Below are 12,556 nucleotides of genomic sequence, written 5' to 3'. Positions count from 1 at the left end.
CGGTGGTGCAGGGACGAGCCGGCACGGCGTGCCCGGGACCGGGTCGGTGCCGCTCAGTCCTTGACGCCGAGACGCTTGACGGCTTCGTCGAGCGCGTCGCCGAGGTCCTTGACCGCGCGTTGGACTCCTTCGCGCACCGTCGCGAACGCATCGCCGGCCGCGCTCTGCGCCTTGTCGAGCTGTTCCTTGGCGTCGAGCCACTTGTTGCGCAGCTGCTCCACGAGGGGTCGCACCTCGTCGCGGGCTTCCATCGTCCCTAGGCGCATCTGCACCTCGAGTTGGTCGATGCGAGCCTTCCAGTCGTCGAGCTGGCCCTGGAGGAGCTCCTCGTTGAGGCGCCGTACCTGATCTTCCAGCTGGTGGACTCGATCCTCGAGGGACTTGGTCTCGGTGGTCTCGGTCATCGCCGTCTCTCCTTCTGCTCTGCCGTCCATCTCTGCACCGGTGTCGAGTCGCCTCGGACCGTACCCATGTTGGCGCGGTCAGCGAACGCCGCGCCGTGCTCGGCCCCCGCCTCCCCGATGGCGCTCCCGGGACGCCTCGAGCAGCAGTCGCCGCTCGGCGCGGCCGATCGCGGCCCGGGCGGCGTCGACCGCGTCGGGGTTCACGGAGATCGAGGTGATGCCCGCTCGCACCAGGTGCTCGGCGAAGGCCGGGTTGTTGGAGGGCGCCTGCCCGCACAACGACGACGTGATGCCCGCCTCGCTGGCCGCCTCGATGATGCGGCGGATGGCGTCGAGCACCGCCGCGTCGCTCTCGTCGAACAGCTCCGCGCAGGTCTCGGAATCACGATCGACGCCGAGCATGAGCTGGGTGAGGTCGTTGGAGCCGATGGACACCCCGTCGATACCCATCGCCGCGTACTCGGGGATGCGGTACACGACCGAAGGCACCTCGGCCATCACCCAGGTGCGCAGGCCACGCTGGCGGCCGAGGGGGCTGCGATCGATCAGCTCCAGGCAGGCCTCCAGCTCCCAGGCGGTGCGCACGAAGGGGATCATCAGGTGCAGGTTCGGGGTCTGCTCCCGCACCCGGGCCAGGACCTCCAACTCCAGTGCAAACACCTCTGGGTCCTTGATGTAGCGGTAGCAGCCCCGGTACCCGATCATCGGGTTCTCCTCGTGGGACTCGTAGCGTTCGCCCCCCTCCAACTTGCGGAACTCGTTGGTGCGGAAATCGGTGGTGCGGTACACGACCGGGCGGGGGGCGAACGGCTGGGTGATCCGCAGCAACGTCTCGGTCATCCGCTCCACGAACTCGGCTTCGCCGCCGGAGGCGAGCAGCGCCTTGGGATGACGGCCGCCGAGCGCGTCGGTGAGCAGGAACTCCGCCCGCAGCAGGCCCACCCCGTCCACCCCCGGTTGGGCAGCGACCGCGTCGGCCCGATCGGCGAACGCCAGATTCACGTAAAGGGCCGTGCCCAGCGGTTCCACGGCGGTTGCCGGCACCGGGGTGGTGGTGGCGGGAGTGACCGAGACACTCGACGCAGCCGCCGGTGCCGCCGCGGGCTCCACCTCGCCGGCCCACACCACCCCGGACGAGCCGTCGACGGTGACCAGCTCCCCGTCCCGTAGGGCGGTGAGGGCCTGGCGGGCGCCGACCACGGCCGGGATGCCAAGCTCGCGGCTGACGATCGCCGCGTGGCAGGTCATGCCGCCGCCCTCGGTGACGATCGCCGAGGCCCGCCGGATGGTCGGCACCCAGTCGGGATTGGTCATGGGGGCGACGAGGATCTCACCGGTCTGGAGCCGCTTGCCCTCCTCCGGTGACCGCAGGATCCGCACGGCCCCCCGACCGATGCCCGGCGAGGCGCCGAGGCCCTTCACCAGCACCGCACCTGCAGGGGTGCCTCCCGCGGGAGGTGCCACCGCTTCGCCCGGCGGGATGGTGGTGATGGGCCGCGACTGTACGATCCACACCGCTCCGTCGGCGTCGACGGCGAACTCGATGTCCTGCGGGACGCCGTAGTGCGCTTCGATCTTCAGCGCCAGCTCGGCCAGTCCCAGCACCTCGTCGTCGGCGAGCACCCGCCGCGCCCCTTCGGCCTCGGACAGGTCGATCCGCTGGTCACGGCCGTCGTCACCCTGCACGATCTTGAACGCCTGATGGCCGACCCGGGCCTCGAGGATCCGCGACGCCGGGCGGGCCACGACGTAGGTGTCGGGCTCTACGGCCCCGCCCACCACCACCTCCCCCAACCCGAAGGCGGCCTCGATGATCATCCGCGACCGGTCGCCGGTCGCCGGGTCCACCGAGAACACGACCCCCGAACGGTCAGAGGCCACCATCTGTTGCACCACCACCGCGATCGCGGGTTCGGATGCCAGCTCTCGCCGAGCGCGGTAGGCGATCACCCGCTCGCCGAACGCGGAGGCCCAGCAGCGGATCACGGCATCGACCACGTCCTCTGCGCCGCACACGTTGGTGAACGTCTCGTTCATCCCGGCGAAGGACGCGTCGGCGCTGTCCTCACCGGCAGCCGACGAGCGCACCGCCACCGGGACGTCTTCACCGAGGGAGCGGTACGCCTCGACGATCTGCTCACGCAGCTCGGGGGGCATGCCGGCTTCGTGCACCAGCTTGCGCAGGGCGCTCGACGCAGCGGCCAACGCGCCGGGGTCATCTACCTCCAGCCGGCCGAGGACCTCCCGGATGGCGGGGCGTACCCCACCGCGCTCCATGGCGTCGGTGTAGACGGTGGCGGGGATGGCGAAGCCGGGAGGGACCGGGAAGCCCGCTCGGCTGAGCTCCCCCAGGTTGGCCGCCTTCCCGCCGACGATCGGCTCGTCGGCCAAGCTCAGCTCGGAGAACCACATGATGAGACGAGACGGCATCTGGAGCCCTTTCTGCTTCCCTGGACGAACCTACGGGCGAACGAGACCGTGCCAACAGTGTCCAAGGTCCTGAGCCGCGGGGGACAATCGGGGAGCCAGTTCGTCCCCTCCAGCCCTTCCACCGACCCTCCCGACCCCGGAGGATCTCGTCCATGAGCACGATCGAGCTCGACGCCGCGAGCCGCCACTACGAGACGGGAGGCGGCACGGTGAAAGCCCTCGACGAGGTGGATCTGCGGGTCGACGAGGGCGAGCTGGTGGTGGTGCTCGGGCCATCGGGCAGTGGTAAGACGACGCTGCTCAACGTGGTCGGGGCGCTGGACCAGGCCACTGCCGGCGAGGTGCGGGTCGCCGGTCGTGACCTGCGGCGGGCCCGCTCCCGCGACCTGTTCCGCTACCGGCGGGAGACGGTGAGCTTCGTGTTCCAGAGCTTCAACCTGTTCCCCGGGCTCACGGCCTTCGAGAACGTCCGGTTCGGCGCGGACGTCGCCGGGGTCCCCGACGGGGTGTCCACCGCCCACGAGGTCCTGGAGTCGGTCGGGCTTTCGGCCCGCGCCCATCACTTCCCTGCCCAGCTCTCCGGCGGGGAGCAGCAGCGGGTGGCCATCGCCCGGGCGCTCGCCACCCGCAACCCCGTGCTGTTGGCGGACGAGCCGACGGGGGAGCTCGACTACCGGACCGGGGTGCAGATCCTCGCCCTCCTGCAGGAGCAGGCCCGCGCCGGTCGCACGGTGCTGGTGGTGACCCACAACCGGGAGATCTCCCGCATGGCCGATCGGGTCGTCGAGCTGAGCGCGGGCCGGGTCGAGCGCGACGGCCCACCCGCGGGCGGCCGGCGGCCGGTGGACGAGCTGCACTGGTGACGGCGGGGTGAGCAGGTGACCTCGCCGGGGCTCTGGCTGCGCTGGTCGTGGCGGGACCTGCGCCAACGCTGGCTGCAGGTGGCCGCCATCGCGCTCGTCATCGCGCTCGGCTCCGGCACCTACGTCGGGCTCATGAGCTCCTCGACGTGGCGGCGGGTGTCCTACGACCGCAGCTACGAAGCCTCTGCGACACACGACCTGCTCGTCACCCTGGCGGAGGGCACCTTCGTCGAGGACGCCCGGCTGCGAGCCGCGCTCGACCCGAGTCGCTCCGAGCTGATCGAGCAGGTGACGACCCGGCTGGTCGTGCCCACCCAGGTCGACGCGTCCACCGGCGGGCGGACCATCCTGGTGCCCGGATCGATCGTCGGGGTCGACGCCGGCGGCGGCGAAGGGCCACCCGTCGATCGGCTCACCGTGCAGGAGGGGCGGCTGTTCGCCCCCGGTGAGGCGGCGTTGGTCATCGACCGGCACTTCACCGACCACCACCACCTCCCCCCGGCGGGCGAGCTGACGATCAGCGGCGGTCGGGTGGTGCCGTACGTGGGCACCGGGCTTTCACCGCAGTACTTCCTGGTCAGCGGCCGGGGTGGCTCACTGTTCGGCGCCGGCGGCTTCGCGGTGGCCTGGGCCCCCCTCGAGGTGGCCCAGGAACTGGCGGGCCGACCGGGCCAGGTGAACGAGGCCGGGGTACGCCTCGCAGCCGGGGTGGACGTCGAGTCGGCCCGGGCCGCGATCAGCTCGGTGCTGGCCGCCGAGCTCCCCGACGTGGCCACCGTGGTGACCCCCCTGACCGAGGAGCGCGAGTACCGCATCCTCTACGACGACATCGACGGCGATCAACGCCTCTACAACATCTTCGCCCTCATGATCCTCGGTGGCGCGGCGTTCGCCGCGTTCAACCTCACCAGCCGCATCGTCGAGGCCCAGCGGCGGGAGATCGGGGTCGGCATGTCGCTCGGCGTCCCGACCGGTGGGCTCGCGATCCGGCCGCTGCTGGTGGCGTTCCAGGTCTCGGCGCTGGGTGTGCTGTTCGGGATGGTGGTGGGCACGATCGTGGGCTCGTTGATGTCCTCGATCATCGAGCGCTTCTTCCCGCTGCCCGTGTGGGACACCCCGTTCCAGTTCGGCGTCTACCTGCGCGGCGCGCTCCTCGGCCTGCTGCTGACCTTCGCCGCGACCATCTACCCCGTCTGGCGGGCGGTCCGGGTCACCCCCGTGGAGGCCATCCGCACCGGCCCGAGGGTGACCGCGACCAGCGGTCTGAGCCGGTTGGCGACCGGCCTGCCCCTTCCCGGCGACAGCATCGCCCAGATGCCGCTGCGCAACGTGCTGCGCGCCCCCCGGCGGACGCTGCTCACTGCGCTCGGGATCGCGGCTGCGATCGCCACGTTGATCGGCGTGATCGGCATGATCGACTCGTTCATGTTCACGATCGACCGGGCGGAGCGCGAGCTGCTGCGCACCAACCCGGATCGCATGACCGTCGATCTCCAGAGCTTCACCCTCGAGGACGCACCAGAGCTGCGCCAGCTCGCGGACACCCCGGGGATCGCACGGCTGGAGCCGACCCTGCGGGTGGGGGGTCAGCTCGTCGAGGGGGACACCCGCTTCGACACGCTGATCGACCTGGTCCCCTTCGACAGCCCGATCTGGAGACCCGGGCTGGTCCGGGGCTCGCTCGACCCCAGCATCGAGCGCGGGGTGGTGATCGCCGAGAAGGCCGCCGCCGATCTGGGCGTGGACGTCGGGGACCAGATCACGATGCGCTACCCGGTGCGCGAAGGGCTCGGCTACCGCTGGGAGGAAGGCCCGTTCCAGGTCATGGCGATCCACACCTATCCCTACCGGTTCCTCACCTTCTTGGATCTCGCGCAGGCCCCGGTGATGAACCTCCAGGGCATCGTCAACGGCGCCCAGGTCCTTCCTTCCGAGGGCACCAGCACCGAGGCGGTGCAGCGGGCCTTGTTCGAGAAGCCGGCCGTCGTCGCGGTGGAACCGGTCGCCGGGGTGATCGCGAACCTGCGGGAGACGATCAGCCAGTTCACCGACGTGCTCAACGTGATCAGGGGGGCGGTGCTGCTCCTGGCGCTGATGATCGCGTTCAACTCCACGAGCATCAGCTTCGACGAGCGGGCCCGGGAGCACGCCACGATGTTCGCGTTCGGCCTGCCGGCGAGGACGGTGATGGCGGTCGCCATGGTCGAGAGCGCGGTCATCGGCGTGCTGGCGACGGTAGTGGGGGTGCTGGTCGGCGTCGGGCTGCTGGAGTGGATGACGAGCGTCCTGCTGCCCGAGACGCTGCCCGACATCGCCGTGGCACGTCACGTCAGCCCGACGACCTACCTCACCGCCGTCGTGCTGGGCGTGGCCGTCGTGGCGCTCGCGCCCGGGCTCGCGAGCCACAAACTCCGGCGCATGGACATCTCGTCCACGTTGCGGGTGGTGGAGTGACGCCTGATCGCCGGAGGCTCAGCCTGCGCCCATGGCCCGCATCATCGTGCGCCGGTCGAGGGCGAACTCGGCCATGTTGAGGTAGATGCCGAGCATCGCCGGGCCGTAGTGGGACGCGGAGGCCCACACGCCGGTGAGCTGGTTCCACGTCTGGCAGCAACCGGCCGGGCCCCGCAGCCGCCGGTCGACCAGCTCGAAGCGGTACTCGGGCTTGTCGTACACGTAGCTCTTGAGCAGCTGGATCTGAGCCCGCACCCCTTCCTGGGGGGAGGGGAAGGCCCAGCCCGTGAGGCAGGAGTCGCAGTGGCCGATCCCGGCGTAGTTGTTGAACCGGATGGTGTCGTCGTTGGTGAACCCGCCGGTCTCGAGCACCGCTTGGGCGAAGGCCACGTCGCCGCGCAGCCCTTCCGCCGCTCCTTCCTCGATGTACCAGCGAGCGAGGTCCGCCACCGGGGCGCCGGCCATGCTCCGCCCGCCGACGTGCTCGAACCACGCGGTGAGCTCCTCCGCGCTGAGCACGCTCTCACCGGCGATCGGAAGCTGCCAGCGCCCGGTGTCCGCCGGGTCGAACAGCACCGGCGCGTCCTGGGCCTGCGCGGTGCGCAGCTCGCGGCGGGCATCGTCGAGCGCCTGCCGGGCGAGCCCCACCATCGCTTCCTGGTCGACGACCCGAGCAGCGAGCGCGTCGACCTCGGCCTGCCGCTCGTCGAGCAGATGCTGCGCGTCGTCGAGCGCCTCCTCGTGCTGGCGGACAGCGTCCACCTTGTTGTCCATCACCGCCCGGGTGAGCTCGCGCTCCTTCTTCTTCTCGTAGACGGTGATCTTGGCCGCGGGGCTGCTCGTGCCGCCGCTGGCGTACATGAACGAGCTGACCGCGAGATCCGCCAGGAGCCGCCGTGCCCGCTCGAGACGGCGCTTCGCGTCGGCGACGACCGCCCGAGCGGCGTCACGATGCTGGTTGGCCGCCTCCAGTTCGGCGCGAACGTCGACGAGCTTGCCCTCTTCGCTCGCCAGCACGTCCTCGGCGTGAATGATCGACAGCTTCGCCAGCACCACCCGCAGCTGGGGTGAGGGGTCCACCGGTGGCGGAGCGGGAGCCTCCGCCTCGGCCGGTGGGGCGTCGCCGGCCGGGCCAGCGGGACCGGCCCCGGCGGCAGGATCGGAGCCGGGCGGCTGGGTGGGCGGTTCAGCCTCCTGGGCGGCCACCGATCCGGTGAGGGCGGTGAGGACGCCGAGGGCCACCGTGGTCGCGACCCAGCGCCGCAGCGACGGGCGGCCGTGATGATGAGGGGATCTCATGGCCATGGGCGAGCTCTCGGGGACGGCTGCGTGCGGCCGGGCACCGGCGCCGTGGACAGCGCGAACGCCATGTTCTATCGGATCGGGGCCGCCGATCCTGAGGAACTGTCGACGCTCACGACCGTGGATGGCGGACCCCCGAGGCGAGCCACCCGTGACCTCCGGCCGCTGCCGCCGGGCCGGCCTTCAGCGGTCGTGACCGGCGAGCAGTCAGGGCGTGGAGGTCAGCACCGACGCGATCCGGTCGTAGCGGGGGTCGTCGTCCCCGACGATGCGACCCACCCACCGGAGCACCTCCGCGGCGTCGATGTGGGTGCCGATGGCACGCATGGCGTCGATGTCGACCCAGTCCCGGGGACGGTCGAAGACGACCTTGCACACGGTGAGGTGCTCGGGGGACAGCACCCGGATGGTCCGGTCCAGGAACGGCACCTGGTGCGCGCCACGGTCGACGGCGGCGTGGAACCGGTCGTAGGCGAAGAACAGGTCCACCGGGGTCCGCCCCCACATCACCCGTGCCTGACCGGAGCGGGAGGCCTCCGCCGCGGCGCCACCGGTGCGGACTCCCAGGTCCCGCAGGGGCGCCAGCACCCGCTCGGCCTCGCCGGTGGGCACGAAGACGTTGAGGTCGATGTCGATGGTGGCACGGGGCTCGGCGTGGTAGGCGAGCGCCAACGCTCCTCCGAAGGCGTGGGGCACCTCGGCGAGCGCCCGGTCGATCGCCACGATCTTGTCGGGCAGTGCCGGCTCGCTCACGTCGAGTCGAGCCGGGGGAAGGCCAGCGGGCCGCGGGGCCGGTGGCCGATCGCGTCTGCGAGCCGGAGCACCTCCACGAGGCGCTCGCCGTGCTCGCGGGCGTCGAGAGGTGGGGGGATCTCGGGGGACGGCTCGGCGAGCCCCACGTGCAGCCGTTCCCCTGCGGCTGCGAGCAGCCGTCGCAAGGTGTGGGTCGTGGGGTCGCGCCGCCCATGCTCGTACGCGGAGATCACCGGCTGGCTGGTGCCGGCTCGCGCCGCCAGCGCCGCCTGGCTCAACGCATGCCGGCGACGAGCGAGCCGGAGCAGGTCGGGAACCTCCACCTCCACCAGGTTAGCCAGAGACATATCGCTTTGTATATCTTCCTACGCCCGCACTCCGGGCCGGCCCGTCGTCGGGGCCGCTGCGCGCCGCGGTTCGTGCGGGGACCTCGGGACGGCCGGGTAGCCTGCGCCCGGTCGAGCCAGGGCCAAGGGGGGTACGAACGGTGCGCATCGGTGTGTTCGTCGACGGCCAAGACGTCGACTCACTGGTCAGGCAAGTGCGCTCCGCACACGACCACGGCTTCGCCTCCGCGTGGGCGCCACAGGTGTTCGGCCCCGATGCGCTCACCGCGCTGGCCGTCGTGGCCTCTCAGGTGCCCGGCATCGCCCTCGGCACCGCGGTGGTGCCCACCTACCCCCGCCACCCGATGGTGATGGCCGCACAGGCCCGCACCGTGCAGCAGGTCAGCGGCGGACGATTCACGCTCGGCATCGGACTTTCGCACCAGGTGGTGATCCAAGAGATGCTCGGCATCCCCTGGGACAAGCCGGTACGGCACCTGCGCGAGCACCTGTCGATCCTCATGCCCCTCGCCAGGGGCGACGCGGTGTCCTTCGAAGGCGACACCCTCACCGCCAAGCTCGCCTTGAGCGTCGAGTGCGACCCCGTTCCGGTGCTCGTCGCCGCGCTCGGATCACAGATGCTCACCGTCACCGGGCGGATGGCCGACGGCACCGTGACCTGGATGACCGGCCCTCGCACCATCGCCTCCCACGTGGCCCCCACCATCCGTCGCGCCGCGAACGACCACGGGCGCCCCGACCCCCGGATCGTGGTCGCGCTGCCGGTCGCGGTCACCGACGACCCCGACCGCGCCCGGGGGCAGGCCGCGGGCGTGTTCCAGATCTACGGGCAGCTCCCCTCCTACCGAGCCATGCTCGACCGGGAGGGCGCGGCCGGGCCGGCCGAGGTGGCCATCGCCGGCGACGCCGCCACGGTGCGGGCCGGCATCGAAGCCGTCTTCGAAGCTGGCGCCACCGAGTTCGTCGCCGTGCCGTTCGCCGAACGCCAACGCACCCTCGACACCCTCGCCGAGCTGCTCGACTGAGCGGCACGCCGGGGGCGTAGGGTTCCGCCATGAATCACCGCTTCCTCGGTCGCAGCGGCCTCAAGGTCAGCGAGATCTCCTACGGCAACTGGATCACCCACGGCAGCCAGATCGACGACGACACCGCGCTGGGGTGTGTGCACGCCGCGCTCGACGTCGGCATCACCACCTTCGACACCGCGGACGTCTATGCCAACACCCGTGCCGAAGAGGTGCTCGGGCGGGCCCTCGCCGGCCAGCGGCGGGAGGGCCTGGAGATCTGCACCAAGGTGTACTGGCCGACCGGCCCGGGACCCAACGACCGAGGCCTGTCGCGCAAGCACATCATGGAGTCGATCGACGGCTCCCTGCGGCGGCTGCGCACCGACTACGTCGACCTGTACCAGGCTCACCGCTACGACCACCAGACTCCCCTCGAGGAGACGATGGAGGCCTTCGCCGACGTGGTTCGCCACGGCAAGGCCCTCTACATCGGCGTGTCGGAGTGGACGGCTGAGCAGATCCGCGCTGCACACGCGTTGGCCCGCGAGCTCGGCATCCAACTCGTCTCCAACCAGCCGCAGTACTCGCTGCTGTGGCGGGTGATCGAAGGCGAGGTGGTCCCCACCTGCCGGGAGCTGGGTATCGGCCAGATCGTCTGGTCCCCGATCGCGCAAGGGGTGCTGACCGGCAAGTACCTGCCCGGCCAGCCGCCCCCGGAGCAGTCACGGGCCACCGACGAGGTGGGTGGTGGGTTCGTGCGGCGCTTCCTGCGCGACGAGGTCCTCGAACGGGTCCAGCAGCTCCGCCCGGTGGCGCAGGACTGCGGGCTGACCATGGCTCAGCTGGCGGTGGCGTGGGTGCTGGCCAACGACAACGTGGCCTCCGCCATCGTGGGAGCCACCCGTCCCGAGCAGCTCCGCGAGAACGTGGCAGCGTCCGGGGTGACGCTGGAGCCGCAGGTGCTGGCCCGCATCGACGAGATCGTGGCCCCGGTGGTGGTCGACGATCCAGCGATCACCGCGGAGTTCACCCCGAAGGAGCGCCCGTAGCGGCGCCGAGCGAGGAGCTCACATGAGCCATCCCCGAGAAGAGGTCGAGGCCGCGGTCGCCCACTACGTGGAGCTCCGGGCGCGCATCGAGCGTGGGGAGGCGACCTGGACCGCCCTGGCGGAGCTGTTCACCGACGACGCCGTCTACATCGACCCCGCCTGGGGTCGCATCCGAGGCATCGAAGAGATCCGCCGGTTCCTCGACGAGAGCATGCGCGGACTGGAGGACTGGCGCTTCCCGATCGAGTACACGGCGATCGACGGTGACACCGTGGTGGTCAAGTGGACCCAGATCCTCCCCGCCAGCCGCCCGGACGGCACTCCCTACCGCCAGTCCGGTTGCTCCACCCTCGTCTATGCCGGTGCAGGCCGGTTCTCCTACGAGGAAGACCTGTTGAACATGGTCCACGTGCTCGACGACCTGAAGGCCAGTGGCTGGCGCCCCGGCCCCGGCTTCGTGCCCCCGCCCGCGAACCCCGACCGCGACTTCAGCCGACCGCCCTCGCCCTGACGACCTCATGGGTCGCGGCGCGGGTGAGGCGCTCGAGCGCCACCGGTTCGACAGGGCACCGATCGCGAGCCACCCCGGTGTGGTCAGCCCTGGGCCGCGGCGACCGCATTCATCTGCTCGGTCAGGGTCTGCATGTCGAAGTAATCCCGCCACAGCGTGATGAAACCCTCGCCGTTCACCACGAACACGCCCGCCACCGGCAACTCCATCCACGTCTCGCCGATGCGGAACCGGTCGAGCCGCTCGTTCATCACCGTGTCCCCGGCCGCGATCTGGCGCAACACCCGGAACTCCACCTCGTCGACCGCGACCATCGCTCCCAACACCGATTTGATGCCCTCAGGGCCGTAGGCGGTGTCCATGGGGACGTTGTCGTACTCGACGTCGGGTGTGACCAGCTCGCACGCCGCGTCGAGGTCCTTCGCCTCGATCCGCCGGATGAACTCGCCCACCACCGCTTCAGCGCTCATGGTCACCAGCCTGGCACGCCTCGAACACCCACGCCGTGGTGGGCACCGCGGAGGGATCGAACCGAGCCAGCAGCTCGGCCATCGTGACCGGCTCCTCGGGCTCGGCCAGCCCCAGACTGGCAGCGAGCAGTGACCGCACCGTCACCGGGGTCATCCCGGCGGCGGCCAGGTCCTCCAGCGTCACCGCCCCGTGCCGCTTGGCCAGCCGCTCACCGTCGGGACCGAGCACCAGCGGCACGTGAGCGTAGGACGGCTCCGGCAGGCCCAACAGCCGGGCCAGGTGGAGCTGGCGAGGCGTGCCTGCCAGCAGGTCGTCGCCACGCACCACCTCGCCGATGCCCTGCTCGGCGTCGTCGACCACCACCGCCAAGTTGTAGGCCGGGGTGCCGTCGCCGCGCCGGATCACGAAGTCGTCCACGATTCCCTCGAACGGCCCGTGCACCCGATCGATGAAGGAAACCCTCGCAGCCTCGGCCCGCAACCGCAACGACGGTGATCGGCCCGCGGCCTCCCGCTCGGCTCGCTGCGCCGAGGAGAGCCGCCGGCAGGTCCCGGGGTACGCCCCCTCGGGGAGGTGTTCGTGGGGGGCCGACGCGGCCTCGAGCACCTCTCGGCGGGTGCAGTAGCAGGGATAGGTGAGCCCACGACCGACCAGCTCGTCGATCACGTCGTGGTAGCGGTCGACGCGCTCCGACTGGCGCACCACCGGCCCGTCCCAGTCCACACCCATCGCGGCGAGGTCCCGGAGCTGGGACCGCTCGTGCTCCGGGCGGGTGGCGGCGCGGTCGAGGTCCTCGATCCGCAGGACGAACCGGGCGCCGGCGTGGCGGGCGAACAGCCACGCCAGCAGCGCGGTGCGGAGGTTGCCCGCGTGCAGCGGACCCGACGGGCTGGGCGCGAACCGGCCGTCGTGCGTGGATGGCGACATGGGATGTCGATGATGGCACCCGATCAGCCGACGAGCCG

General features: G+C 71.2%; 12 protein-coding genes. 5 read left to right on the top strand and 7 right to left on the bottom strand.

Features of this window, described 5'->3' with window-relative positions:
• Positions 1-53: 53 nt before the first annotated feature.
• Complete coding sequence (locus HZF19_RS10455; RefSeq protein WP_208028720.1) at positions 54-404, bottom strand: sll1863 family stress response protein; 351 nt, start codon at positions 402-404, stop codon at positions 54-56.
• Between the two features lie 78 nt (positions 405-482).
• Entirely contained in the window at positions 483-2,834 is a 2,352-nt protein-coding gene (gene ppsA / locus HZF19_RS10450) for a phosphoenolpyruvate synthase (RefSeq protein ID WP_208028719.1), read from the bottom strand.
• A gap of 152 nt (positions 2,835-2,986) precedes the next feature.
• Here ppsA and HZF19_RS10445 point away from each other — a divergent pair, with 152 nt between their 5' ends.
• Positions 2,987-3,697: an ABC transporter ATP-binding protein gene (locus HZF19_RS10445; protein ID WP_208028718.1), complete on the top strand. Its 711-nt coding sequence runs from the start codon at positions 2,987-2,989 to the stop codon at positions 3,695-3,697.
• Between the two features lie 15 nt (positions 3,698-3,712).
• Complete coding sequence (locus tag HZF19_RS16365; RefSeq protein WP_208028717.1) at positions 3,713-6,151, top strand: FtsX-like permease family protein; 2,439 nt, start codon at positions 3,713-3,715, stop codon at positions 6,149-6,151.
• Positions 6,152-6,169: 18 nt separating this feature from the next.
• Here HZF19_RS16365 and HZF19_RS10435 read toward each other — a convergent pair whose 3' ends face one another.
• The 3 genes from HZF19_RS10435 to HZF19_RS10425 form a co-directional block, all read right to left on the bottom strand.
• Positions 6,170-7,450: a glucosaminidase domain-containing protein gene (locus HZF19_RS10435; RefSeq protein ID WP_208028716.1), complete on the bottom strand. Its 1,281-nt coding sequence runs from the start codon at positions 7,448-7,450 to the stop codon at positions 6,170-6,172.
• 210 nt (positions 7,451-7,660) lie between these two features.
• Positions 7,661-8,206 carry a nucleotidyl transferase AbiEii/AbiGii toxin family protein gene (locus tag HZF19_RS10430; RefSeq protein ID WP_208028715.1) on the bottom strand — a complete coding sequence of 182 codons (546 nt, stop codon included), beginning with the start codon at positions 8,204-8,206 and terminating at the stop codon, positions 7,661-7,663.
• Positions 8,203-8,529, bottom strand: coding sequence for a helix-turn-helix domain-containing protein (locus tag HZF19_RS10425; protein WP_208028714.1), 327 nt, complete (start codon positions 8,527-8,529; stop codon positions 8,203-8,205). The genes HZF19_RS10430 and HZF19_RS10425 overlap by 4 nt, the downstream gene beginning before the upstream one ends.
• Before the next feature lie 164 nt (positions 8,530-8,693).
• Between HZF19_RS10425 and HZF19_RS10420 the strand changes: the two genes are divergently transcribed.
• From HZF19_RS10420 to HZF19_RS10410, 3 genes are read left to right on the top strand one after another with little or no spacing between them, the layout of a single operon-like run.
• Complete coding sequence (locus HZF19_RS10420) at positions 8,694-9,578, top strand: LLM class F420-dependent oxidoreductase (protein ID WP_208028713.1); 885 nt, start codon at positions 8,694-8,696, stop codon at positions 9,576-9,578.
• A 29-nt stretch (positions 9,579-9,607) separates the two neighbouring features.
• Positions 9,608-10,609, top strand: a complete 1,002-nt coding sequence (locus HZF19_RS10415; RefSeq protein ID WP_208028712.1) for an aldo/keto reductase family protein — start codon at positions 9,608-9,610, stop codon at positions 10,607-10,609.
• A gap of 22 nt (positions 10,610-10,631) precedes the next feature.
• A complete protein-coding gene (locus HZF19_RS10410) occupies positions 10,632-11,120 on the top strand; it encodes a nuclear transport factor 2 family protein (protein WP_208028711.1) in 489 nt (162 codons plus the stop codon).
• A gap of 83 nt (positions 11,121-11,203) precedes the next feature.
• Here the strand turns inward: HZF19_RS10410 and HZF19_RS10405 are convergent, their stop codons facing one another.
• Together HZF19_RS10405 and gluQRS are read right to left on the bottom strand one after the other, a co-directional pair.
• Positions 11,204-11,590 (bottom strand): limonene-1,2-epoxide hydrolase family protein, encoded by a 387-nt coding sequence (locus tag HZF19_RS10405; RefSeq protein WP_208028710.1) that lies wholly within the window; start codon positions 11,588-11,590, stop codon positions 11,204-11,206.
• Entirely contained in the window at positions 11,580-12,518 is a 939-nt protein-coding gene (gluQRS, locus tag HZF19_RS10400; protein ID WP_208028709.1) for a tRNA glutamyl-Q(34) synthetase GluQRS, read from the bottom strand. The genes HZF19_RS10405 and gluQRS overlap by 11 nt, the downstream gene beginning before the upstream one ends.
• Positions 12,519-12,556 lie beyond the last annotated feature (38 nt).

The sequence above is a fragment of the Rhabdothermincola sediminis genome, assembly GCF_014805525.1.
GTDB lineage: Bacteria > Actinomycetota > Acidimicrobiia > Acidimicrobiales > Acidimicrobilacustridaceae > Rhabdothermincola > Rhabdothermincola sediminis.
Note: the sequence above shows the minus strand (reverse complement) of the source record. Positions and strands in the feature narration are given on the sequence as shown.